General features: G+C 45.5%; 24 protein-coding genes. 23 read left to right on the forward strand and 1 reads right to left on the reverse strand.

Annotated elements, in window-relative coordinates; genetic code table 11:
- Positions 1-65 precede the first annotated feature (65 nt).
- The 12 genes from coaBC (at position 66) to spoVM (ending at position 12737) form a co-directional block, all read left to right on the forward strand.
- On the forward strand, positions 66-1286 hold the full coding sequence (gene coaBC, locus M1D98_RS08310) for a bifunctional phosphopantothenoylcysteine decarboxylase/phosphopantothenate--cysteine ligase CoaBC (protein WP_456280176.1): 1221 nt from the start codon (positions 66-68) through the stop codon (positions 1284-1286).
- On the forward strand, positions 1283-3700 hold the full coding sequence (gene priA, locus M1D98_RS08315; protein WP_435576688.1) for a primosomal protein N': 2418 nt from the start codon (positions 1283-1285) through the stop codon (positions 3698-3700). The genes coaBC and priA overlap by 4 nt, the downstream gene beginning before the upstream one ends.
- 26 nt (positions 3701-3726) lie before the next feature.
- Positions 3727-4209: a peptide deformylase gene (def, locus tag M1D98_RS08320; protein ID WP_010327895.1), complete on the forward strand. Its 483-nt coding sequence runs from the start codon at positions 3727-3729 to the stop codon at positions 4207-4209.
- Between the two features lie 4 nt (positions 4210-4213).
- Positions 4214-5164 carry a methionyl-tRNA formyltransferase gene (gene fmt / locus M1D98_RS08325; protein ID WP_435576687.1) on the forward strand — a complete coding sequence of 317 codons (951 nt, stop codon included), beginning with the start codon at positions 4214-4216 and terminating at the stop codon, positions 5162-5164.
- A complete protein-coding gene (rsmB, locus tag M1D98_RS08330) occupies positions 5154-6497 on the forward strand; it encodes a 16S rRNA (cytosine(967)-C(5))-methyltransferase RsmB (protein ID WP_268538175.1) in 1344 nt (447 codons plus the stop codon). The genes fmt and rsmB overlap by 11 nt, the downstream gene beginning before the upstream one ends.
- 2 nt (positions 6498-6499) lie before the next feature.
- Positions 6500-7591, forward strand: a complete 1092-nt coding sequence (gene rlmN, locus M1D98_RS08335; protein WP_121642552.1) for a 23S rRNA (adenine(2503)-C(2))-methyltransferase RlmN — start codon at positions 6500-6502, stop codon at positions 7589-7591.
- 6 nt (positions 7592-7597) lie between these two features.
- Complete coding sequence (prpC, locus tag M1D98_RS08340; protein WP_435576686.1) at positions 7598-8362, forward strand: protein-serine/threonine phosphatase PrpC; 765 nt, start codon at positions 7598-7600, stop codon at positions 8360-8362.
- Positions 8356-10302 (forward strand): serine/threonine protein kinase PrkC, encoded by a 1947-nt coding sequence (prkC, locus tag M1D98_RS08345; protein WP_435576685.1) that lies wholly within the window; start codon positions 8356-8358, stop codon positions 10300-10302. Before prpC ends, prkC begins: the two co-directional genes overlap by 7 nt.
- A 14-nt stretch (positions 10303-10316) precedes the next feature.
- Entirely contained in the window at positions 10317-11213 is an 897-nt protein-coding gene (rsgA, locus tag M1D98_RS08350; RefSeq protein ID WP_010327890.1) for a ribosome small subunit-dependent GTPase A, read from the forward strand.
- 4 nt (positions 11214-11217) lie between these two features.
- A complete protein-coding gene (rpe, locus tag M1D98_RS08355) occupies positions 11218-11871 on the forward strand; it encodes a ribulose-phosphate 3-epimerase (RefSeq protein WP_121642554.1) in 654 nt (217 codons plus the stop codon).
- Positions 11872-11941: 70 nt separating this feature from the next.
- The gene (locus M1D98_RS08360; RefSeq protein ID WP_010327888.1) at positions 11942-12586 is read left to right on the forward strand and encodes a thiamine diphosphokinase; all 645 of its coding nucleotides are present in this window, start codon (positions 11942-11944) and stop codon (positions 12584-12586) included.
- Positions 12587-12656: 70 nt separating this feature from the next.
- Positions 12657-12737: a stage V sporulation protein SpoVM gene (gene spoVM / locus M1D98_RS08365; protein WP_003221545.1), complete on the forward strand. Its 81-nt coding sequence runs from the start codon at positions 12657-12659 to the stop codon at positions 12735-12737.
- Positions 12738-12809: 72 nt separating this feature from the next.
- Here the strand turns inward: spoVM and rpmB are convergent, their stop codons facing one another.
- Positions 12810-12998: a 50S ribosomal protein L28 gene (rpmB, locus tag M1D98_RS08370; RefSeq protein WP_003221548.1), complete on the reverse strand. Its 189-nt coding sequence runs from the start codon at positions 12996-12998 to the stop codon at positions 12810-12812.
- A 278-nt stretch (positions 12999-13276) separates the two neighbouring features.
- Here rpmB and M1D98_RS08375 point away from each other — a divergent pair, with 278 nt between their 5' ends.
- From M1D98_RS08375 to rncS, 11 genes are all read left to right on the forward strand, one after another.
- Positions 13277-13639 carry an Asp23/Gls24 family envelope stress response protein gene (locus M1D98_RS08375; protein WP_003238605.1) on the forward strand — a complete coding sequence of 121 codons (363 nt, stop codon included), beginning with the start codon at positions 13277-13279 and terminating at the stop codon, positions 13637-13639.
- A gap of 15 nt (positions 13640-13654) precedes the next feature.
- Positions 13655-15316 (forward strand): DAK2 domain-containing protein, encoded by a 1662-nt coding sequence (locus M1D98_RS08380; protein ID WP_121642555.1) that lies wholly within the window; start codon positions 13655-13657, stop codon positions 15314-15316.
- A 138-nt stretch (positions 15317-15454) separates the two neighbouring features.
- Positions 15455-16117, forward strand: a complete 663-nt coding sequence (gene sdaAB / locus M1D98_RS08385) for an L-serine ammonia-lyase, iron-sulfur-dependent subunit beta (RefSeq protein WP_010327886.1) — start codon at positions 15455-15457, stop codon at positions 16115-16117.
- 23 nt (positions 16118-16140) lie between these two features.
- Positions 16141-17043: an L-serine ammonia-lyase, iron-sulfur-dependent, subunit alpha gene (gene sdaAA / locus M1D98_RS08390; protein WP_010327885.1), complete on the forward strand. Its 903-nt coding sequence runs from the start codon at positions 16141-16143 to the stop codon at positions 17041-17043.
- Complete coding sequence (gene recG / locus M1D98_RS08395) at positions 17021-19069, forward strand: ATP-dependent DNA helicase RecG (RefSeq protein ID WP_456280177.1); 2049 nt, start codon at positions 17021-17023, stop codon at positions 19067-19069. Before sdaAA ends, recG begins: the two co-directional genes overlap by 23 nt.
- A 108-nt stretch (positions 19070-19177) precedes the next feature.
- A complete protein-coding gene (gene fapR, locus M1D98_RS08400; RefSeq protein WP_010327883.1) occupies positions 19178-19744 on the forward strand; it encodes a transcription factor FapR in 567 nt (188 codons plus the stop codon).
- Between the two features lie 13 nt (positions 19745-19757).
- On the forward strand, positions 19758-20756 hold the full coding sequence (plsX, locus tag M1D98_RS08405; protein WP_456280178.1) for a phosphate acyltransferase PlsX: 999 nt from the start codon (positions 19758-19760) through the stop codon (positions 20754-20756).
- Positions 20757-20773: 17 nt separating this feature from the next.
- On the forward strand, positions 20774-21727 hold the full coding sequence (fabD, locus tag M1D98_RS08410) for an ACP S-malonyltransferase (RefSeq protein WP_268523562.1): 954 nt from the start codon (positions 20774-20776) through the stop codon (positions 21725-21727).
- Entirely contained in the window at positions 21720-22460 is a 741-nt protein-coding gene (gene fabG, locus M1D98_RS08415; protein WP_010327880.1) for a 3-oxoacyl-[acyl-carrier-protein] reductase, read from the forward strand. Before fabD ends, fabG begins: the two co-directional genes overlap by 8 nt.
- Positions 22461-22544: 84 nt before the next feature.
- On the forward strand, positions 22545-22778 hold the full coding sequence (acpP, locus tag M1D98_RS08420; RefSeq protein ID WP_003154310.1) for an acyl carrier protein: 234 nt from the start codon (positions 22545-22547) through the stop codon (positions 22776-22778).
- A gap of 139 nt (positions 22779-22917) precedes the next feature.
- Positions 22918-23667, forward strand: a complete 750-nt coding sequence (gene rncS / locus M1D98_RS08425) for a ribonuclease III (protein ID WP_039073938.1) — start codon at positions 22918-22920, stop codon at positions 23665-23667.
- Positions 23668-23713: the final 46 nt, after the last annotated feature.

Here is a 23713-nt window from a genome sequence, read left to right on the forward strand (position 1 = left end):
CTATATCATGTAGGTTGTTATTTTTTTCCGTGCGGTTTTTGTAAAGTGCAGAGGGGGAGAAGTCATTGCTTAACAATCGAAATGTGTTGCTTTGCGTGAGCGGGGGCATCGCTGTTTATAAAGCCTGTGCGTTAACGAGCAAGCTGGTACAGGCAGGAGCAAATGTCAAAGTGATTATGACTGAATCAGCATGCCAATTCGTCTCACCGCTGACATTTCAGGCATTGAGCCGCCACGAAGTATATACAGATACATTTAAAGAACAAAATCCAAGCGTCATTTCTCATATTGATGCCGCAGACTGGGCTGACTTGATTATCGTGGCGCCTGCTACGGCTAATGTAATTGGAAAACTGGCAAATGGCATCGCTGACGATATGCTGACGACTACGTTGTTAGCGGCAACGGTTCCCGTATGGATCGCGCCGGCCATGAACGTTCACATGTATGACAACCCGGCAGTTAAACGAAATATTTCTATTCTTTATCAGGATGGCTATCGTTTTATTGAGCCGAGCGAGGGCTATTTAGCATGCGGTTACGTAGGAAAAGGCAGATTAGAAGAGCCAGAACGTATCGTGTCGCTAGCTGAAAAGCACTTTGCTAAAGAAAAAATCGCTCCTTTAGAAGGCAAACATGTGGTCATTACAGCTGGACCGACCCGGGAAGCGATTGATCCTGTCCGATTTTTCACCAATAAATCAACGGGTAAAATGGGATACGCATTAGCGGAGGCTGCTGTTCAGCTCGGCGCACAGGTAACTTTAATTTCTGGCCCTGTTTTATTAGATCAGCCGAAAGGCCTTGCTCAGTTTATCCCTATTCAATCGGCTGCTGATATGCATGATGCGGTGCTCTCTGTATATGACTCGAGTGATATTGTCATCAAAACTGCTGCGGTAGCTGATTTTACGCCGAAAACCGTTTTTGACCATAAAATGAAAAAACAAGACGGCGGTATGACCCTTGAACTGATCAGAACGGTTGATATTTTAAAAGAATTGGGCGAGAAAAAGCAGGGGCAGCTATTGGTTGGCTTCGCCGCTGAAACACAAGACGTTGAACACTATGCCCGTCAAAAGCTCGCCGCCAAAAATCTTGATATGATCGTGGCGAATGATGTGAAAGCTAATGGGGCCGGTTTTGGTGCTGATACGAATATCGTGACAATCTTTTTGGAAGACGGGCGCAAACGCAAGCTTCCCATCATGTCTAAGCTCGATGTTTCTTTTGAAATACTTAAGGAAGTCGCAGCCCTATCAAAACAAACCGGAGAGCAATCATGAATGTTGCCGAGGTCATCGTTGATGTCAGCACCAAAAATATAGACAGGCCTTTTGATTATAAAATCCCAGACCATCTCAAAGGCATGATAAAAACGGGAATGCGGGTCATTGTTCCATTTGGCCCCCGTAAAATCCAAGGGTTTGTAACAGCTGTGAAGGACGCATCTGATCTCTCGGGGAAATCTGTCAAGGAAGTAGAGGATTTATTAGATCTTACACCCGTTTTGACAGAGGAGCTGATGAATCTGTCTTCATGGCTGTCCGACAAAACGCTGTCTTTTAAAATAACGGCGCTTCAAGCGATGCTGCCTGCCGCATTAAAGGCGAAATATGAAAAAGAACTAAAAATCGCACACGGTGCCGATCTGCCTCCGCAAGTGGAACGGCTGTTTTCTGAAACAAAGACTCTTCTGTATTCAGATATACCCGATCACGATATGCTGAAACTGATTCAAAAGCATGTTCAAAAAGGCAGCATTGATGTGACGTATAAAGTTGCGCAAAAAACCAATAAAAAAATGGTCAGGCATATTCAGGCAAATGCGAGTAAAGAAGAGCTTAGCAAACAGGCTGAGGGATTATCCCGCCAAGCGGCCAAGCAGCAGGCGATTCTTCACTTTTTCATCGCTGAGCCGGAAGGGGTAAAAATCGCTGCAACGGATTTGTGCAAAAAAACGGACGCTAGCTCTGCGACCATCAAAACCCTTATCCAAAAGGGGCTTTTGAAGGAAAGCTATGAAGAGGTTTACAGAGATCCCTATCAGGACAAGATGTTCAAAAAAACAGAGCCGCTCCCGCTGACAGACGAACAGAGCGCTGCCTTTCAGCCCATACGCCAGACGTTGGACAACGATGAGCATAAAGTGTTCCTTCTTCACGGTGTAACAGGAAGCGGAAAAACAGAAATTTATTTGCAATCAATTGAGAAAGTACTGGCGAAAGGAAAAGAAGCTATCGTTCTCGTACCGGAAATATCCCTGACGCCGCAGATGGTCAATCGCTTCAAGGGCCGTTTCGGCTCTCAGGTGGCAGTCATGCACAGCGGATTATCCACAGGGGAAAAATATGACGAGTGGCGTAAAATCCACCGGAAGGAAGTGCGGCTTGTCGTCGGCGCCAGATCGGCCATTTTTGCTCCGTTTGAAAATCTCGGAATGATTATTATTGATGAAGAGCATGAGTCTTCTTACAAACAAGAAGAAATGCCGCGCTATCATGCGAAAGAGGTGGCGATCAAGCGGGCTGAACACCACAGCTGCCCTGTTGTGCTGGGCAGTGCTACGCCGACATTAGAGTCCTATGCAAGGGCGCAAAAGGGTGTGTACGAGCTTCTTTCGCTGAAGCACCGCGTTAACCACCAGGTGATGCCTGAGGTTTCGCTTGTCGATATGAGAGAAGAGCTCAGAAACGGCAATCGTTCAATGTTTTCAGTTGAGTTGATGGAAAAGCTTGAAGAAACGATTGCCAAGGGTGAGCAGGCGGTGCTGTTCTTAAATAAAAGGGGCTATTCTTCCTTTGTGATGTGCAGGGATTGCGGATATGTCCCGCAATGCCCACACTGCGACATTTCCATGACATATCATCGTTACGGCCAAAGGCTGAAATGCCATTATTGCGGACATGAGGAGCCTGTTCCGCATACTTGTCCCGAATGTGCAAGCGAGCATATCCGCTTTTTCGGGACGGGCACACAGCGAGTGGAGGAAGAGCTGACAAAAGTTCTGCCGCATGCAAGAGTGATTCGGATGGATGTTGACACGACGTCAAGAAAGGGCGCGCATGAAAAATTATTGTCAGCTTTCGGAGAAGGAAAAGCGGATATTCTTCTCGGAACGCAAATGATTGCGAAAGGGCTTGATTTTCCGAATGTCACACTTGTCGGCGTATTAAGTGCTGATACAACACTCCATATTCCTGATTTCAGGTCGGCCGAAAAAACTTTTCAGCTGTTAACGCAAGTCAGCGGACGGGCAGGAAGGCACGAAAAACCCGGAAATGTCATCATTCAAACGTACACACCGTCCCATTACAGCATCCAGCTGACGAAGTCGCACGATTATGAAGCGTTCTATCAGCATGAGATGGCGCATAGAAGAGAGCAATCCTATCCGCCCTATTACTATTTGGCCCTTGTGACGGTTTCTCATGAGGAAGTGACGAAAGCAGCCGTTACGGCTGAAAAAATCGCTCGCTTTTTGAAATCAAACTGCGGAGCTGACACGAAAATTCTCGGGCCAAGTGCGTCCCCGATCGCCCGGATCAAAGATAGATATCGCTATCAATGCGTGATAAAATACAAACAGGAAACCCAGTTATCTGCTTTATTGAAGAGGATACTGGAACATTATAAACGCGAAATTGAACAAAAGCATGTAATGATTTCAATTGATATGAATCCTTATATGATGATGTAAGATCTCACGTCTTGGAGGGTAACAAATTGGCAGTAAAAAAGATCGTCACACATCCAGCGGAGGTTTTGGAAACACCGGCGGAAACCGTGACTGTTTTTGATAAAAAATTAAAAAAACTGCTTGATGATATGTACGACACCATGCTTGAAATGGATGGGGTCGGACTGGCAGCGCCGCAGATCGGCATTTTAAAAAGAGCAACTGTCGTAGACATCGGGGATGACAGCGGCAGGATTGACCTTGTTAATCCAGAGATTTTAGAAAAAAGCGGAGAGCAAACCGGTGTAGAAGGATGCCTGAGTTTTCCCGGCGTCTATGGTGATGTCACACGTTCCGATTACGTTAAAGTTCGTGCGTTTAACCGGCAGGGCAAACCGTTCATTCTGGAAGCGCGAGGCTTTTTAGCGAGAGCCGTGCAGCACGAAATGGACCATTTAGACGGGGTGCTGTTTACATCTAAAATAAGCACATACTATACAGAAGATGAACTAGCGGATATGGAAGGATGATTTGATGACAAGAATCGTATTTATGGGGACGCCGGATTTTTCAGTTCCTGTTTTAAGAACCTTGATAGAGGAAGCATATGAAGTGGTGGGAGTCGTCACACAGCCGGACCGTCCGAAGGGCAGAAAAAAAGTGCTGACACCTCCTCCGGTAAAGGAAGAGGCATTGCGTCACGGCATCCCGGTTCTTCAACCGGAAAAAGTCAGGTTGACAGAAGAAATCGAGAAAGTGCTGGCATTAAAGCCTGATCTTATCGTAACGGCAGCATTTGGCCAAATTTTGCCGAAGGAGCTTCTCGACAGCCCGAAATACGGCTGCATTAATGTTCACGCGTCTCTTTTGCCGGAATTGCGCGGCGGAGCCCCGATCCATTACTCCATTTTGCAGGGAAAGAAAAAAACCGGTGTAACCATTATGTATATGGTAGAAAAATTGGATGCCGGCGATATGATCTCAAAAGTGGAAGTGGACATTGAAGAAACCGACAATGTTGGAACGCTGCATGATAAATTAAGCGCGGCTGGGGCAAAGCTATTGTCTGAAACCGTTCCTAATGTCATTTCGGGCAGCATATCACCTGAAAAGCAGGATGAAGAGAAAGCGACATACGCGCCTAATATCAAAAGAGAGCAAGAGCTCCTCGACTGGTCTAGAACAGGAGAAGAGCTTTACAACCAAGTCCGCGGCTTAAATCCTTGGCCTGTTGCCTATACGACTCTGAATGGACAAAACTTGAAAGTATGGGCGTCGAAAAAAACTCCCGCACCTAAAAAAGCTGAGCCTGGCACAGTCGTGGCGATTGAAAAGCAAGGGATTATCGTGGCCACAGGCAACGAAACGGCCCTGTTATTAACCGAACTTCAGCCGGCTGGAAAAAAACGCATGAAGGGCGAGGATTTTGTGCGCGGCGCCCATGTTGAAGCTGGTGAAAAGTTAGGAGTAAACAATGAAAAATAATAGTGTTCGTGATATCGCCCTTGAGGCGCTGATCAAACTAGAACAAAACCAGGCATACAGCAACCTGCTCCTGAAATCGGTCATGAAATCAAATGAACTGAGTGATCAGGACAGAGGGCTTTTGACTGAACTTGTCTACGGGACATTGCAAAATAAGATCGCGATTGATTATATGCTTAAACCGTTTATTAATAAGCCCCAAAAAGTAAAGCCGTGGGTGATTCAGCTTCTTCGCCTATCCTTATACCAAATGGAGTATCTTGAGAAGATTCCAGATAGGGCTGCCATCCATGAAGCGGTTGAGATCGCTAAAATCCGCGGACACAAAGGCATTGCTTCATTTGTCAACGGTGTGCTTCGTTCCATACAGCGGGAAGGTGTTCCATCCTTTGACGCCATCGAAGACCCTGTCCGCCGGCTGGCGACAGAGACAAGCCATCCGGAATGGCTCGTAAAAGAGTGGGTGGATGCATATGGGTTTGATGCGGCTGAAAAGATTTGCCGCATCCATCTTATTCCGCCGAAGCAAACACTGCGTGTCAATCAAATGAAAGCAGACAGAGCGGATTTGCTTGATCAAATGGCAGCTGAAGGAATTGAAGTTGAAAAAGGCGACCTCGCTGAAGACGCTGTGAAGCTCCTAAAGGGCACAATCGCCGGAACTCATTTTTTCCAAAACGGTGAAGTGTCCATCCAGGATGAGAGTTCGATGCTTGTCGCCCGGGCCCTTGATCCTAAGCCCGGTGAAATGGTGCTTGACGCATGTGCGGCGCCTGGCGGAAAGTCGGCTCATATCGGCGAATTGATGGAGAACGAGGGAAGTATTTCGTCGCTTGATCTTCACAAACATAAAGTGAAGCTAATCAAAGAAGCGGCAGACCGGCTTGGACTTACAATCATTGATGCGAAAGAAATGGATGCGAGAAAAGCAGGAGAAACGTTTGAAAACGAACAATTTGACCGGGTTTTGGTAGATGCTCCGTGCTCAGGTTTTGGTGTCATCCGGAGAAAGCCGGATATGAAGTATACGAAAAAGCCAGATGACAGCGCGCGGCTTGCTGAGATCCAGCTGTCGATCTTGAGAGAAATTGCACCATTAGTAAAAAAAGGTGGCACTCTTGTCTACAGTACGTGTACAATGGACCGGACAGAAAATGAAGAAGTCATACATGCGTTTATACAAGAACATCCTGATTTTGAACCCGATTTGTCTCTTGAAAAGCGGCTGCCCGAAAAGGCGAGACCCTTTGTTCGGGATGGAAGGGTGCAAATCCTTCCTCATTATTTCGGAACAGATGGTTTCTTTATTTGCAGCATGAGAAAGAAGGGATAACAATGGCAGAAATGAAAAAAACAAAAGGAAGAAAAGAATTGCGGACAGAGCGTCCGTCTATTTATTCTTTTGAATTAGATGAAATCAAACAATGGCTGACAGACAACGGAGAAAAACCGTTCCGAGCGGCACAGATTTTTGAATGGCTATATGAAAAACGCGTATCTTCATTTGAAGAAATGACAAACCTGTCAAAGGATTTGCGTGAGAAATTAAGCGCTCATTTTGTGTTAACAACGTTGAAAACGGCCGTCAAACAAACCTCTTCAGACGGTACAATGAAGTTTTTATTCGAGCTTCATGACGGTTATACAATCGAAACCGTGTTAATGAGACACGAGTATGGTAATTCTGTATGTGTAACGACACAGGTCGGCTGCCGCATTGGCTGTACATTCTGTGCTTCGACGCTTGGAGGCTTGAAACGAAACCTTGAAGCGGGCGAAATTGTCGCTCAAGTTGTCAAAGTCCAACAAGCTCTTGATGAGACGGATGAACGAGTGAGCTCTGTCGTGATCATGGGAATTGGTGAACCTTTTGATAACTTTGAAGAAATGCTCGCTTTCTTGAAAATCATTAACCATGATAATGGCCTAAATATCGGCGCGCGCCACATTACAGTTTCTACAAGCGGGATCATCCCGAAAATTTACGAATTCGCTGATCAGAAAATGCAAATTAACTTTGCGATTTCTCTGCATGCGCCGAATACAGAAATCAGAAGCCGTTTGATGCCGATTAACAGAGCGTACAAGCTGCCTGAATTAATGGAAGCTGTTAAATATTATATTAACAAAACGGGACGTCGTATCAGCTTTGAATACGGGCTGTTCGGAGGCGTAAACGACCAGGTGGAACACGCTGAAGAGCTTGCTGACTTGCTGGAGGGAGTCAAATGCCACGTGAACTTGATTCCGGTAAACTACGTGCCTGAACGGGACTATGTGCGCACACCGCGTGACCAGATTTTCGCTTTTGAAAAAACGCTGAAATCCCGCGGAGTAAATGTCACAATCCGAAGAGAGCAAGGCCATGACATTGACGCAGCCTGCGGTCAGCTTCGCGCGAAGGAGCGTCAAGACGAGACGAGGTGATGAGGGTTGTTAACAGCCTTAAAAACAGATACAGGAAAAATCCGCCAGCATAACGAAGATGATGCGGGGATATTCAAAGGGAAAGACGATTTTGTATTAGCGGTTGTCGCTGATGGTATGGGCGGCCATCTTGCTGGAGATGTTGCGAGCAAGATGGCTGTGAAAGCCATGGGGGAGAAATGGAATGAGGCGGAGACGATTCCAATTGCGCCCGCAGCATGTGAAAATTGGCTAATTGAGCAGATTCTTGCGGTAAACAGTAAAATATACGAGCATGCCCAAGCCCACGAAGAATGCCAAGGCATGGGAACAACGATTGTATGTGCGCTTTTTACGGGGAAAACGGTTTCTGTTGCCCATATAGGTGACAGCAGATGCTATTTGCTTCAGGACAGTGATTTCATCCAGGTGACAGAAGATCATTCACTTGTAAATGAGCTGGTTCGCACTGGGGAGATTTCCAGAGAAGACGCTGAACATCATCCGCGGAAAAATGTGCTGACGAAGGCGCTTGGAACAGACCAGTCAGTTAGCATTGACACTCGTTCCTTTGATATCGAACCCGGGGACAAGCTGCTTCTATGTTCTGATGGACTGACGAATAAAGTGGAAGGCACTGAATTAAAAGACATCCTGCAAAGCGATCAAGCTCCTCAGGAAAAAGTAAACCTGCTAGTGGACAAAGCCAATCAGAATGGCGGGGAAGACAATATTACAGCAGTTTTGCTTGAGCTTGCTTTACATGTTGAAGAGGGTGAAGATCAGTGCTAATCGGCAAGCGGATCAGCGGGCGTTACCAAATTCTTCGCGTCATAGGCGGCGGAGGAATGGCCAACGTGTACTTAGCTGAGGATATGATTCTAGACCGTGAAGTCGCAATCAAAATCCTGCGGTTTGACTATGTGAATGACAATGAGTTTATCAGGCGTTTCCGAAGAGAAGCCCAATCCGCATCAAGCCTCGATCACCCGAATATCGTCAGTATTTACGATTTGGGTGAGGAAGATGATATTTATTATATTGTCATGGAATACGTTGAGGGCATGACGCTTAAAGAATACATAACAGCAAACGGGCCGCTTCACCCTAAAGAAGCGCTGAACATCATGGAGCAAATTGTCTCAGCCATAGCGCATGCCCATCAAAATCAGATCGTTCACAGAGACATTAAGCCGCACAACATTTTGATCGACCATATGGGAAATATCAAAGTGACGGATTTCGGAATTGCGACGGCATTAAGCTCGACCACAATCACCCATACCAATTCTGTGCTGGGCTCAGTCCATTACTTATCACCTGAACAGGCGCGGGGCGGTTTGGCGACAAAAAAATCTGATATTTATGCGCTTGGAATCGTTCTTTTCGAGCTTTTAACCGGCCGTATCCCGTTTGATGGAGAATCGGCAGTCAGCATCGCCTTAAAGCATCTACAGGCGGAAACTCCTTCGGCGAGAAGGTGGAACCCGTCATTGCCCCAAAGCGTTGAAAACATCATCCTAAAGGCAACTGCCAAAGACCCTTTTCATCGCTATGAGACAGCTGAAGATATGGAAGCAGATATAAAAACAGCTTTTGATGCCGACAGACTCAATGAGAAGAAATTTACGATTCAAGAAGATGAAGAGATGACAAAAGCGATTCCGATCATTAAAGATGAAGAGCTCGCGAAAGCTGCTGCCGAAAAAGAAGCTGAATTGACACCCATCAACGAAAATAAAACAAAGAAAAACGGCAAAAGAAAAAAGTGGCCGTGGGTTTTGCTAACGGTTTGCATCATTTTCATCACAGCTGGAATTCTCGCTGTCACCGTTTTCCCGTCGCTTTTTATGCCTAAAGATGTCAAAATACCTGATGTCTCCGGAATGGAATACGAAAAGGCGGCAGACCTTTTGGAAAAAGACGGCCTGCAGGTTGATTCCGAGGTTTTGGAAATCTCAGATGAGAAAATTGACGAAGGCCTGATTGTAAAAACGGATCCTAAAGCGGAATCCACAGTTAAAGAAGGCGCTACGGTCACGCTTTATAAAAGCGCAGGAAAAGCTAAAACGGAGATCGGCGATGTGACAGGCCAAACGGCCGATCAGGCAAAAAAAGCGTTAAAGGACCAAGGGTTTAAACATGTTACAGTGAATGAAGTGAACGACGAGAAAAGCGCTGGCACTGTCATCGAACAGAATCCGTCTGCAGGGACTGAGCTTGTGCCGAGTGAAGATCAAGTCAAGCTCACGGTCAGTATCGGGCCCGAAGACATTACGCTTAGAGACTTGAAAACGTACAGTAAAGAAGCGGCGTCTGGATATCTGGAAGACAACGGACTGAAGCTGATAGAAAAAGAAGCATACTCAGATGATGTTCCAGAAGGGCAGGTTGTCAAACAAAAGCCAGCGGCAGGAACGGCAGTAAAGCCGGGAAACGAAGTTGAGGTGACATTCTCTCTGGGACCTGAGAAAAAACCCGCGAAAACAGTAAAAGAAAAGGTCGAGATCCCCTACGAGCCAGAAAATGAGGGGGACGAGCTTGAGGTGCAAATCGCGATTGACGATGCGGATCACAGCATCTCTGACACTTACGAGGAATTTAAGATAAAAGAGCCGGCAGAACGAACGATCGAATTGAAGATTGAATCCGGCCAAAAAGGGTACTATCAAGTGATGGTAAACAATAAAGTCGTCAGCTACAAAACCATTGAGTATCCGAAAGGTGAATAACAAGGAGGGAAAATATGCCCGAGGGCAAAATTATTAAGGCGCTAAGCGGTTTTTACTATGTACTGGATGAATCAGGTGATTCAGATAAAGTGGTTCAATGCAGAGGAAGAGGCATTTTTAGAAAGAACAAAATTACCCCTCTTGTCGGTGATTACGTTGTGTATCAAGCTGAAAATGACAAAGAGGGATATCTGCTAGAAATTAAAGAAAGAACCAATGAGCTTATCAGGCCGCCAATTTGCAACGTGGATCAAGCGGTCCTTGTTTTCTCAGCGGTTCAGCCTTCTTTCAGCACGGCATTGCTCGACCGCTTCTTGGTTCTCGTTGAAGCCAATGATATTCAGCCGATTATATGCATTACAAAAATGGATCTGATTGAAGATCAGGATACACATGATGCGATTCAAACCTATGCACAAGACTACCGGAATATTGGGTATGACGTGTATCTCACCTCCTCTAAGGACCAAAACAGTTTAACGGATATCATCCCGCATTTTCAGGACAAAACAACGGTATTTGCCGGTCAGTCCGGTGTGGGAAAATCCTCGCTTCTCAACGCGATCAGTCCGGAGCTTGGTTTAAGAACTAACGAGATTTCCGAACATTTGGGCCGCGGGAAACACACTACCCGCCACGTAGAGCTGATTCACACGTCCGGAGGCTTGGTTGCAGATACTCCGGGATTCAGCTCGCTTGAATTTACAGACATTGAGGAAGAAGAGCTGGGTTATACCTTCCCTGATATCAGAGAAAAAAGCGCTTCGTGCAAATTCAGAGGCTGTTTGCATCTGAAAGAACCAAAATGTGCAGTCAAACAAGCTGTTGAAGACGGGGAATTAAAGCAGTACCGCTACGACCATTATGTTGAATTTATGACGGAGATTAAAGACAGAAAGCCGAGGTATTAGCATAATGATAAAGGTTGCACCATCTATTCTATCCGCTGATTTTGCCGCTCTAGGCAATGAGATTAAAGATGTAGAAAAGGGCGGAGCCGATTGTATTCATATTGATGTCATGGACGGCCACTTTGTCCCGAATATCACGATCGGTCCGCTGATTGTAGAGGCTGTCCGGCCGGTAACAGACCTGCCGCTGGATGTTCATTTAATGATAGAAGAGCCGGATCGTTACATCCCGGCTTTCGCTAAAGCCGGCGCAGATATCCTGTCGGTGCATGCTGAGGCATGTCCGCACCTGCACCGTACCATCCAGCTTATTCAAGAGCAAGGCGCGAAGGCCGGTGTTGTTCTAAACCCGCATACGCCTGTACAAGTCATCGAGCATGTTTTCGACGACCTTGATCTTGTTCTTTTAATGACGGTGAACCCGGGATTTGGCGGGCAGAAATTTATTCATTCCGTCCTTCCTAAAATCAAAGAGGTTAAGCGAATGGCGGATGAAAGAGGAAAAAAAGATCTGTTAATTGAAGTAGACGGCGGCGTCAATAAAGAAACCGCTCCGCTAGTGATTGAAGCGGGCGCAAATTTACTCGTAGCCGGTTCAGCTGTTTACGGCCAGCCTGACCGCCAAAAAGCAATTTCTGAAATCAGAGTAAGTAAATAAGCAGCAGGAAAAAGAGCTGGGCATGCAGAGCCTAAGCTCTTTTTCCTGTATGCTGAGAAAGGGATCAGAGATGAAAACAATCAATATCGTTGCGGGAGGCCCTAAAGATCTCATTCCTGATCTAACCGGCTATACAGCTGGGGACATCCTTTGGATCGGTGTTGATAAAGGCACCGTTACTCTTTTAGATGCCGGGCTCATTCCTGATGAAGCTTTTGGAGATTTTGACAGCATAACAGAGCAAGAACGCAGCCGAATTGAAAATGCCGCTCCCGCACTTCATGTGTATCAAGCAGAAAAAGATCAAACAGATTTAGATCTCGCCCTTGATTGGGCGCTGGAAAAACAGCCGGATATCATTCAGATTTTCGGCATTACAGGCGGCAGAGCTGATCATTTTTTAGGAAATATTCAGCTTCTGTATAGAGGTATAAAAACGAATATCAAAATTAGGCTGATAGACAAACAAAATCATATTCAAATGTTCCCTCCCGGTGAATATGATATGGAGAAGGATGAAAACAAGCGATATATCTCCTTCATACCGTTTTCCGAAGAAATACATGAGCTGACACTGGCCGGTTTTAAATATCCGCTGAATAATTGTCATATTACGCTCGGTTCAACACTATGTATTAGTAACGAACTCATTCATTCACGAGGTACTTTTTCGTTTGCAAAAGGCATATTAATAATGATAAGAAGCACGGATTAGCATGTGCTTTCATTCATTTGCTGACATCAGTGAACAGGCGGTTACGGGACGTTATAGGAGGGGACAAAAAATGAAATTTTACACCATTAAATTGCCGAAGTTTTTAGGAGGAATTGTCCGGGCGATGCTGGGTTCATTTAGAAAAGATTAAGGCCCAGGGGTTCATAGCCCTCTTTCACCACATAAAAACGCCTGCCACATATAGAGGCAGGCGTTCATTTTGTTATACACGCTCAACTTTACCGGATTTCAAAGCTCGAGCAGATACATATACTTTTTTAGGTTTTCCGTTCACAAGGATACGAACCTTTTGAAGATTCGCGCCCCAAGTGCGCTTAGAAGCGTTCATTGCGTGAGAACGGTTATTCCCAGCTGTTGTTTTTTTACCTGTGATAACGCATTTACGTGCCATTTGTTTCCCTCCTCACTTGCACAAAACATCTACTTTTTAACATTTCATATGATCTTAGATGCTTTCGATATGGATACTTTAAATAATTTACCACAGCTAAAAAACGTTTGCAACTATTGTTTCATCATCTTTCAAGAAAATTCACTTGACATCTTGCGCAAACAGCGGTGCTATAGTATATGTAGAGGGACGGCAGCAATAGCTGGGTCTTTTCTTTTCATAATGGAAACCATATAGTAGAATAGCTGTAACTCTATGCATTCGAAGGAGGAACTAGTGTGTCCATTGAATTAAGAACGAAGTACGGGCAGATTGATATATCTAATGAAGTCATTGCGATGGTGGCAGGAGGCGCGGCGATCGACTGTTACGGCATTGTCGGAATGGCCTCTAAAAACCAGATTAAAGACGGACTGACTGAAATCCTTCGGAAAGAGAATTTCAGCAGAGGCGTCCAAGTTCGCCAAGAAGGAGAACAGATACATATTGACATGTATATCATTGTCAGCTATGGAACGAAAATTTCTGAAGTGGCACATAATGTCCAAACAAAAGTAAAGTACACAGTAAATCAAACCATCGGATTGGCAGTGGACTCTGTTAATATTTATGTCCAAGGCGTCCGAGTGACGAACCCGTAGTTAGGAGGAGTAGGATTGTCTATTAGAACATTAGACGGCAGAACCTTTGCCGGGATGATTCTCGCGGGAGCGCAGAATCTGTCTCAAAATGCGAGTGTGGTTGATGCGCTCAACGTGTTTCCGGTGCCGGACGGCGATACGGGGACAAATATGAACCTGTCGATGACTTCCGGAGCAAGAGAAGTGGAGCAAATGGATACGGATGATATCGGTAAGGTGGGCTCCGCGTTATCGAAAGGGCTGCTCATGGGAGCGCGCGGAAATTCAGGAGTGATCCTGTCCCAATTGTTCCGCGGATTCAGTAAAAGCATTGAAACGAAAAAAGAAATGAATGCACAAGAGTTTGCCGCTGCGCTGCAAGCCGGTGTTGATATGGCGTATAAAGCTGTCATGAAGCCTGTAGAGGGCACCATTTTAACAGTTGCAAAAGACGCTGCGAGAAAAGCGGTGGCTCTGGCAGAAAAAGAAACCGATATCACAGCGCTGATGACTGCAGTGACAGAGGAAGCAGAGGCATCTTTAAACAGGACACCTGAATTGCTTCCAGTTCTAAAGGAAGTAGGAGTCGTCGACAGCGGGGGCAAAGGCCTGCTTTGTGTGTATGAAGGTTTCCTCGCTTCATTAAAAGGTGAAACTGTGCCTCAGAAAGCTGTTCTTCCGTCACTTGACGACATGGTCAGCGCAGAGCATCATAAGAGCGCGCAAAGCGCAATGAATACAGAAGATATCGAATTTGGTTTTTGTACTGAAGTGATGGTTAGACTCGATCAGGAAAAACGAGAATTCAATGAAGGTACGTTCAGACAAGATCTTAGCCAGTTCGGTGATTCTCTGTTAGTCATTGCGGATGAATCGCTGGCGAAGGTTCATATTCATGCGGAAGAACCGGGAAATGTATTAAACTATGCCCAGCATTATGGTGAATTGATCAAAATTAAAATAGAGAATATGAGAGAACAACATACTTCTCTTATCAGCCAGGAAAGCAAGCCTTCTGGCAACGAAAAACCGCCGGCAAAGCAGCCCTATGGCGTTGTGACTGTAGCAATGGGAGAAGGCATTTCTGACTTATTTAAAAGCATTGGCGCTTCTGTTGTGATTGAAGGCGGTCAGACAATGAACCCGAGCACTGAGGATATTGTCGATGCCGTGAAATCCGTAAATGCGGAAACAGTGTTTATCTTACCGAATAACTCCAACATCATCATGGCGGCTAATCAAGCGGCAAGTGTAATGGATGGACAGGTTTTCGTCATTCCTGCCAAAACGGTTCCCCAAGGGATGTCAGCCCTGCTGGCATTTCATCCGGATCAAGAAGCTGAAGCGAACGAGGCCAATATGCTTAGCGCCATTCAGCAGGTGAAAAGCGGGCAAGTGACGTACTCAGTCAGAGATACCCATATTGATGGCAAGGATATTAAAAAAGGCGACTTTATGGGAATTCTGAATGGAACGATTATCGGCACTGCTGAAGATCAGCTGTCAGCCGCGAAAACGCTGCTGTCAGAAATGATCGGAGAAGACGACGAAATTGTTACCATCCTATACGGTGAGGATGCGTCTCAGGAAGAAGCTGAGGAGCTTGAAGCGTTCCTTAGTGAAAAGTACGAGGAGATTGAGGTTGAGATCCATAACGGAAAACAGCCGCTGTATTCTTATATCGTTTCAGCAGAATAGAAGGGCGATTCGCCCTTCTATTCTTATGTCTGCTTTTAAGTGCGGCAGCGCTGTGACGCGCCCGCTTGCCATTTTATATATGATCAATTAGTCTAGAAGCAAAGCGCTTATAAACTCTGGTTCATAAGGAGGAATAGCATGAAATACAGAAGCGTTTTTGATATTATCGGCCCGGTTATGATCGGTCCGTCCAGCTCGCATACGGCGGGGGCGGCAAGAATCGGGAGAGTGGCCAGAAGTTTATTTGGCAGAGAGCCTGAGCGCATCATCGTATCCTTTTACGGCTCTTTTGCGGAAACGTATAAAGGCCACGGCACAGATGTCGCGATTATCGGCGGATTGCTTGATTTTGATACATTTGACGAACGGATTAAAACCGCTATACAAATTGCAGAAGATAAAGGAATTGAAATAGAGTTTCGCGTTGAAGACGCTGTGCCCGTCCACCCGAACACAGCCAAAATCACCATTTCTGATAAAAAGGGAGAGCTTGAGCTGACAGGTATTTCGATTGGCGGAGGAAAGATTGAAATCACAGAATTAAATGGTTTTGAACTCCGATTGTCAGGAAATCATCCTGCTATATTGGTTGTTCATAATGACAAGTTTGGCACGATTGCCGGTGTTGCCAATGTCCTGGCGAAATTTTCAATCAACGTTGGCCATATGGAAGTAGCCCGAAAGGATATCGGCCAGCTTGCTTTGATGACAATAGAAGTCGATCAAAATATTGACGAACAAATTCTCAACGAGCTGTCAAAGCTGCCGAATATTATTCAGGTAACAAAGATTGCTGACTAGCGAAAGGTCAGGAGGAGCCAGTTATGTTTCGTAATGTAAAGGAATTATTAGAGATAACAAAAGAAAAGCAACTATCCATCTCTGATGTGATGATCGCTCAAGAGATGGAAGTAACAGAAAAAACAAAAGAAGAGATTTTTCAGCAGATGGATCACAATTTGTCTGTTATGGAAGCGGCGGTTCAAAAAGGACTCGAGGGAGTTACGAGCCAAACGGGCTTAACTGGCGGTGACGCCGTGAAATTACAGGCTTACATTCGGTCAGGTAAAAGCCTGTCTGGCCAGCTGATTTTAGATGCGGTATCGAAAGCTGTTGCAACAAATGAAGTGAATGCAGCCATGGGAACCATTTGTGCGACACCGACTGCGGGTTCCGCTGGTGTCGTACCCGGCACGTTATTTGCTGTAAAAGAAAAACTGAACCCAACAAGAGAACAAATGATCCGCTTTTTGTTTACCTCCGGGGCTTTTGGATTTGTCGTGGCTAATAACGCGAGTATTTCCGGCGCCGCCGGGGGATGCCAGGCAGAGGTTGGATCAGCATCAGGCATGGCTGCTGCGGCGATTGTTGAGATGGCAGGAGGAACACCAGAACAGAGCGCGGAGGCCATGGCCATTACATTAAAAAATATGCTCGGACTCGTGTGCGATCCTGTTGCGGGGCTTGTTGAAGTGCCGTGCGTGAAACGAAATGCAATGGGAGCTTCAAATGCAATGATTGCTGCTGATATGGCATTGGCAGGCATTACAAGCCGCATTCCATGTGATGAGGTTATTGATGCCATGTATAAAATTGGCCAGACGATGCCCACAGCTCTTAGAGAAACAGGCCAGGGCGGTTTGGCGGCAACACCGACAGGAAGAGAATTAGAGAAAAAAATTTTTGGAGGAGCGCTAGGTTCACGTGAAACAACATCAGCAAACTAGTATAGCCAACATTAAGGGCATTGGGCCGGAAACAGAAAAAACATTGAAGGAACTCGGTATTTATGACATTTCTGATCTTCTGAATTATTTCCCTTATCGCTATGATGACTACGAGCTGAGGGATTTAGAAGAAGTCAAGCATGATGAAAGAGTTACAGTCGAAGGGAAGGTTCATTCGGAGCCTTCTCTTACCTATTACGGAAAAAAACGGAACAGACTGACATTTAGGGTTCTTGTCGGCCATTATTTGGTCACAGCCATATGCTTCAACCGGCCTTATTTGAAGAAAAAGCTTTCTCTGGGCTCTGTCGTGACAGTCTCAGGTAAATGGGACAAGCACCGCCAAACCATTTCTGTTCAGGAGTTGAAAAACGGTCCGCACCAAGAGGATAAGAGCATTGAACCAGTGTATTCTGTGAAAGAAAACGTTACCGTCAAAATGATGAGACGTTTTATTCAACAAGCGCTGACCCAGTATGCAGACTCGCTTTCCGATCCTCTTCCGGAAAAGCTACGAACACGTTATAAGCTGCCGGATTATCATCAGGCATTAAAAGCGATGCACCAGCCTGAAACAAGAGAAGCGTTAACGCTTGCAAGACGCCGGTTTGTTTATGAGGAGTTTTTGTTGTTTCAGTTGAAAATGCAGGCGTTTCGAAAGGCGGAAAGAGAGCAGACTCAAGGGATACGGCAGCGTTTTTCAAACGAAGAACTCATGAAATTTGTCAACAGCCTCCCGTTTCCTCTCACTAACGCCCAATCCCGCGTGCTTCGCGAAATAACGGCAGACATGTCTTCACCGTACAGAATGAACCGTCTTCTTCAAGGAGACGTCGGATCAGGAAAAACGGCAGTCGCCGCCATTGCGCTGTATGCCGCGATCTTATCCGGATACCAGGGCGCGCTTATGGTGCCGACAGAGATTCTGGCCGAACAGCATGCTGATTCGCTCGTTTCACTATTTGAAAAGTGGGATATCAGCGTTGCTCTTTTGACAAGCTCTGTCAAAGGAAAGCGGCGAAAAGAACTGCTTGAGCGTCTTGCAGCGGGAGAGATTGATATTCTTGTAGGAACCCACGCTTTAATACAGGATGAGGTGGAGTTTAAGGCGCTGAGTCTCGTCATTACAGATGAGCAGCATCGATTTGGAGTTGAGCAGCGTAAAAAACTTCGGAACAAAGGACAGGATCCCGATGTTCTCTTTATGACAGCCACTCCAATCCCAAGAACGTTAGCCATCACAGTGTTCGGCGAAATGGATGTATCTGTCATTGATGAGATGCCGGCGGGACGAAAACAGATCGAAACCTATTGGGTCAAGCATGACATGCTGGACCGTATTTTGTCATTCGTTGAAAAAGAATTAAAGCAGGGAAGACAGGCTTATATCATCTGCCCGCTGATTGAAGAATCAGACAAGCTTGATGTGCAAAACGCCATTGATGTGTACAATATGCTTTCTGATATTTTCCGGGAGAAATGGAATGTCGGCCTGATGCACGGAAAGCTCCATTCCGATGAAAAAGATCAGGTCATGCGGGAGTTCAGTGCGAACCACTGTCAAATTCTCGTATCAACGACAGTTGTTGAGGTTGGCGTGAATGTTCCGAATGCAACCATTATGGTGATTTATGACGCCGACCGTTTCGGATTATCTCAGCTTCACCAGCTGCGCGGTCGTGTTGGACGGGGCGAGCACCAATCGTTCTGCATTCTGATGGCCGATCCTAAATCAGAAACAGGGAAAGAACGGATGAGAATCATGTCCGAGACCAATGACGGTTTTGAGCTGTCTGAAAAGGATCTGGAACTGAGAGGACCGGGAGATTTCTTCGGAAAAAAACAAAGCGGTATGCCTGAATTCAAGGTGGCGGACATGGTTCATGATTACAGAGCGCTTGAAACGGCGAGGCAGGATGCCGCGAATCTTGTGGCTTCTGACGCGTTTTGGAAGGAGCCGGAATATAGGGCGCTGAGAGATCAATTGCTGAAGAGCGGAGTAATGGACGGGGAAAAATTAAGTTAGTCACCAGAAGTTTTTAGTGTCCAGCTAGAAACAATCGTTGCATTCCAATCTATGAAATTATATACTACTATTAGTACCTAGTCTTAATTGTCCGGATGGTGTTTAGATATGAGAAGAAATAAGAGAGAACGCCAGGAATTACTTCAGCAGACGATTCAAGCAACCCCTTTTATTACAGATGAAGAATTAGCGGGTAAATTTGGGGTGAGCATCCAGACAATTCGTTTGGACCGCTTAGAGCTTTCGATACCGGAGCTGAGAGAAAGAATTAAGAATGTTGCAGAGAAAACGCTTGAAGATGAAGTGAAATCCCTGTCACTGGACGAAGTGATCGGAGAAATTATTGACCTTGAGCTGGATGATCAAGCGATATCCATTTTAGAAATAAAACAGGAGCATGTGTTCAGCCGGAATCAAATTGCGAGAGGACACCATTTATTTGCACAGGCGAATTCTTTGGCTGTGGCAGTTATTGATGACGAGCTGGCACTGACCGCAAGCGCAGACATCCGCTTTACAAGACAGGTGAAGCAGGGGGAACGTGTTGTAGCGAAAGCGAAAGTGACGGCGGTCGAAAAAGAAAAAGGAAGAACAGTTGTCGAAGTGAACAGCTATGTTGGCGAAGAAATTGTTTTTTCTGGACATTTTGACATGTACCGTTCAAAACAATCATAAAGGTGGAGCATGCATGAGAATAGCTGTAGATGCAATGGGAGGAGACCACGCTCCCAAAGCTGTTATTGACGGAGTTTTAAAGGGTATAGAGGCATTTGATGATCTCCATATCACACTTGTCGGTGACAAAACAACGATAGAATCACATTTAACAACATCAGATCGCATCACGGTGCTGCACGCAGATGAAGTGATTGAGCCAACGGATGAACCGGTTCGCGCCGTGCGAAGAAAAAAGAACTCATCTATGGTCCTTATGGCGCAGGAAGTTGCGGAAAGCAGAGCTGACGCCTGCATTTCAGCAGGAAATACCGGCGCATTAATGACAGCCGGTCTGTTTATTGTCGGCCGAATTAAAGGGATTGACCGCCCGGCGCTTGCCCCGACGCTTCCCACCGTTTCAGGAGATGGATTTCTCCTCCTTGATGTCGGCGCCAATGTCGATGCCAAGCCGGAGCACCTCGTCCAATATGCCATCATGGGTTCTGTTTATTCTCAGCAAGTGCGCGGTGTCACTTCACCGAGAGTCGGGCTTTTAAATGTTGGAACAGAAGATAAAAAAGGAAACGAACTGACGAAGCAGACGTTTCAATTATTAAAAGAAACAGCTAATATTCATTTTATCGGAAACGTAGAAGCGCGAGACCTTTTAGATGATGTGGCGGATGTTGTAGTAACAGACGGCTTTACCGGGAATGTTACACTCAAAACGCTGGAAGGTTCTGCGTTGTCTATTTTTAAAATGATGAAAGAAGTCATGACGTCTAATTTCACATCAAAGCTTGCGGCAGCTGTGCTGAAGCCGAAGATGAAAGAAATGAAAATGAAAATGGAGTATTCGAATTATGGCGGAGCGAGTCTGTTCGGCTTAAAATCGCCTGTGATCAAGGCGCATGGCTCTTCAGATTCTAATGCTGTATTTCATGCGATTCGCCAAGCAAGAGAGATGGTCAGCCAAAATGTGGCTGCGCTCATTCAGGAAGAAGTAAAAGAAGAAAAAACAGATGAATAGTCTGGAGGTTTTGCATCATGAGTAAAATTGCATTTTTGTTCCCGGGACAGGGATCACAATTTATCGGCATGGGGAAAGAGCTTTATGAGCAGGTGCCTGCTGCAAAGCGTCTGTTTGATGAAGCGGATGAAACATTGGAAACAAAACTCAGCTCACTGATTTTTGAAGGTGATGCGAAAGAATTAACACTTACATACAATGCGCAGCCTGCTTTGCTGACGACAAGCATTGCTGTTCTTGAGAAATTTAAAGAATCTGGCATTACACCTGATTTCACAGCAGGACACAGCCTTGGTGAATATTCCGCGCTTGTTGCGTCTGGCGCGCTGTCTTTCAAAGATGCTGTTTATACCGTCAGAAAACGCGGAGAGTTTATGAATGAAGCAGTTCCTGCTGGCGAAGGAGCCATGGCCGCGATTCTTGGCATGGATGCCGAAGCATTAAAGCAAGTGACCGATAAAGTCACGGAGGAAGGCCATCTGGTTCAGCTTGCGAATCTCAACAGTCCTGGACAAATCGTTATTTCCGGTACAGCTAAAGGGGTAGAACTTGCAAGTGAACAGGCAAAAGAGAACGGTGCAAAACGCGCGATCCCGCTTGAAGTAAGCGGTCCATTCCATTCTGAACTGATGAAGCCAGCTGCGGAAAAGCTGAAAGAAGTATTGGATTCCTGTGACATACAAGACGCTGGCGTTCCGGTCGTTTCAAATGTTTCTGCTGATGTCATGACCGCTAAAGCAGAAATCAAAGAGAAGCTCATTGAACAGCTCTACTCTCCGGTTCGTTTTGAGGAAAGCATTAACAAGCTGATTGAAGAGGGTGTTACGACCTTTATTGAAATTGGCCCCGGAAAAGTGCTTTCAGGCCTTGTGAAAAAAGTAAACAGACGCTTGAAAACAATTGCTGTATCAGATCCGGAAACGATCGAGCTGGCAATTCAAACGCTTAAGGAGGAGAATGAAAATGCTTAATGACAAAACAGCTATTGTCACTGGCGCATCCCGCGGAATCGGCCGCGCAATTGCCCTTGACCTGGCAAAAAGCGGCGCGAACGTTGTCGTCAACTACTCCGGCAATGAAGCGAAAGCAAATGAAGTGGTGGATGAAATCAAATCAATGGGCAGAGAAGCAATTGCTGTCAAAGCGGATGTATCAAATCCTGAAGATGTACAAAACATGATAAAAGAAACGTTATCTGTTTTTTCTGCGATTGACATTCTTGTTAATAATGCGGGAATTACAAGAGACAATCTCATCATGAGAATGAAAGAAGATGAATGGGATGATGTCATTAACATTAACCTTAAAGGTGTTTTCAACTGCACGAAAGCTGTTACAAGACAAATGATGAAACAGCGTTCAGGCCGAATTATTAACGTATCGTCTATCGTCGGCGTCAGCGGAAATCCTGGACAAGCCAACTATGTGGCTGCAAAAGCTGGCGTAATCGGTTTAACAAAATCTTCTGCTAAGGAGCTTGCAAGCCGAAATATTACGGTAAATGCGATTGCGCCTGGATTTATCTCAACTGATATGACAGATAAGCTTGCAGAAGACGTTCAAGACGAAATGTTGAAACAAATTCCGCTCGCGCGCTTTGGTGAACCTGGCGATGTCAGCAGCGTTGTCACGTTCCTTGCTTCAGAGGGAGCACGTTACATGACAGGCCAGACGCTTCATATTGACGGCGGAATGGTGATGTAAGTTTTTTTCTCGAAAATTTCATCATAGTTTCTCTAGTTTTTTAAAAACGAATCCACTATAATACTTGAGGGGAGGTGAATTGCTATGGCAGATACATTAGAGCGTGTAACGAAAATCATCGTAGATCGCCTTGGCGTTGATGAAGCAGACGTCAAACTTGAAGCTTCTTTCAAGGAAGACTTAGGTGCTGATTCCCTAGATGTAGTTGAGCTTGTTATGGAACTTGAAGACGAGTTTGATATGGAGATTTCTGACGAAGATGCTGAAAAGATTGCAACAGTCGGCGACGCTGTGAACTACATACAAAACCAGCAATAAGCTAATGCTAAAAGTCCCGCCGAGATGCGGGGCTTTAGCCCTTTATTCGTGCAGTTATTACAGCATGCCGCTTTTACGCGCGCTGTATCCGGTTTAGTCAGAGAAGCGCGGTGAACCTGATGTGCCTATGGAGGTTACTATGTCAAAACACTCACATTATAAAGATAAAAAAAAGTTCTATAAAAAAGTAGAACAATTTAAAGAGTTTCAAGAACGGATTTCGGTTCACTTTCAAAATGAAAAGCTTTTGTATCAAGCATTTACACATTCATCTTATGTGAATGAGCATCGGAAAAAGCCGTATGAAGATAATGAAAGGCTTGAATTTTTAGGTGACGCTGTTTTGGAACTGACGATCTCCAGATTCTTATTTGCCAAGTATCCGGCTATGAGTGAAGGAGATTTGACGAAATTGAGAGCCGCGATTGTATGCGAACCATCTCTCGTTTCATTGGCTCACGAACTGTCATTCGGCGATCTTGTCCTGTTGGGCAAAGGTGAGGAAATGACAGGCGGAAGAAAGCGTCCTGCCCTATTGGCGGATGTATTTGAGGCATTTATCGGAGCCTTGTATCTTGACCAGGGATTAGAGCCGGTCGAAAGTTTCTTAAAAGTCTATGTGTTCCCTAAAATTAACGATGGTGCTTTTTCTCATGTGATGGATTTTAAAAGCCAGCTGCAGGAATACGTGCAGCGGGACGGCAAAGGCTCTCTGGAGTATAAAATCTCCAACGAAAAAGGGCCTGCGCACAACCGTGAATTTGAAGCCATCGTATCGCTAAAAGGTGAACCACTCGGAGTCGGAAACGGCCGATCAAAGAAAGAAGCCGAACAGCATGCAGCTCAAGAAGCTTTAGCTAAATTGCAAAAATATCATACGAAACAATAAAATCCCCCTGAATCATAAGGGGGATTTCAGTATGTATGCCGTCTTA

It is taken from the genome of Bacillus sp. K7 (assembly GCF_053903245.1).

Excerpts from the sequence above, each read along its gene's own strand:
- rpe (WP_121642554.1), top strand. The coding sequence starts at position 11,218 with ATGATAAAGGTTGCACCATCTATTCTATCCGCTGATTTTGCCGCTCTA.
- fabG (WP_010327880.1), top strand. The coding sequence starts at position 21,720 with ATGCTTAATGACAAAACAGCTATTGTCACTGGCGCATCCCGCGGAATC.
- rsmB (WP_268538175.1), top strand. The coding sequence starts at position 5,154 with ATGAAAAATAATAGTGTTCGTGATATCGCCCTTGAGGCGCTGATCAAA.
- fabD (WP_268523562.1), top strand. The coding sequence starts at position 20,774 with ATGAGTAAAATTGCATTTTTGTTCCCGGGACAGGGATCACAATTTATC.
- spoVM (WP_003221545.1), top strand. The coding sequence starts at position 12,657 with ATGAAATTTTACACCATTAAATTGCCGAAGTTTTTAGGAGGAATTGTC.
- acpP (WP_003154310.1), top strand. The coding sequence starts at position 22,545 with ATGGCAGATACATTAGAGCGTGTAACGAAAATCATCGTAGATCGCCTT.
- rlmN (WP_121642552.1), top strand. The coding sequence starts at position 6,500 with ATGGCAGAAATGAAAAAAACAAAAGGAAGAAAAGAATTGCGGACAGAG.
- fmt (WP_435576687.1), top strand. The coding sequence starts at position 4,214 with ATGACAAGAATCGTATTTATGGGGACGCCGGATTTTTCAGTTCCTGTT.
- sdaAB (WP_010327886.1), top strand. The coding sequence starts at position 15,455 with ATGAAATACAGAAGCGTTTTTGATATTATCGGCCCGGTTATGATCGGT.
- M1D98_RS08360 (WP_010327888.1), top strand. The coding sequence starts at position 11,942 with ATGAAAACAATCAATATCGTTGCGGGAGGCCCTAAAGATCTCATTCCT.
- fapR (WP_010327883.1), top strand. The coding sequence starts at position 19,178 with ATGAGAAGAAATAAGAGAGAACGCCAGGAATTACTTCAGCAGACGATT.
- rpmB (WP_003221548.1), bottom strand. The coding sequence starts at position 12,998 with ATGGCACGTAAATGCGTTATCACAGGTAAAAAAACAACAGCTGGGAAT.
- plsX (WP_456280178.1), top strand. The coding sequence starts at position 19,758 with ATGAGAATAGCTGTAGATGCAATGGGAGGAGACCACGCTCCCAAAGCT.
- sdaAA (WP_010327885.1), top strand. The coding sequence starts at position 16,141 with ATGTTTCGTAATGTAAAGGAATTATTAGAGATAACAAAAGAAAAGCAA.
- rncS (WP_039073938.1), top strand. The coding sequence starts at position 22,918 with ATGTCAAAACACTCACATTATAAAGATAAAAAAAAGTTCTATAAAAAA.
- rsgA (WP_010327890.1), top strand. The coding sequence starts at position 10,317 with ATGCCCGAGGGCAAAATTATTAAGGCGCTAAGCGGTTTTTACTATGTA.
- priA (WP_435576688.1), top strand. The coding sequence starts at position 1,283 with ATGAATGTTGCCGAGGTCATCGTTGATGTCAGCACCAAAAATATAGAC.